Here is a 257-nt window from a genome sequence, read left to right as displayed (position 1 = left end):
ATAAAATAAAATAGCCGAGTAAATCACTATGAATGCAATATTTTTATTAGATAGAATAGCAAAGGCCATTGCTACTCCTGGAAGATAAAATGAAACACTTAATATTTCACCATGGAAATTCAACTCTTCCCAGAGAGTAAATAAAAGTAAGTCAATACAAATCTGAGCAACAAGCTCTCTTTCTTCTAGTGGTGAAGGAAGCCTCATTCTGTATAATGTCACAACAATACTGAGTAACAATAAAAATAAAACAATAG

At 31.1% G+C, this 257-nt stretch carries 1 protein-coding gene; it reads right to left on the bottom strand.

What is annotated here, in order from left to right; genetic code table 11:
* Nucleotides 1-257, bottom strand: a 257-nt coding sequence (locus tag V2A85_RS24750) for a hypothetical protein (protein WP_420072694.1), incomplete at both ends; no start/stop codon positions are given.

The organism is Yersinia sp. 1252 StPb PI (assembly GCF_048593885.1).
Taxonomy (GTDB): Bacteria; Pseudomonadota; Gammaproteobacteria; order Enterobacterales; family Enterobacteriaceae; genus Yersinia; species Yersinia enterocolitica_E.
Note: the sequence above shows the minus strand (reverse complement) of the source record. Positions and strands in the feature narration are given on the sequence as shown.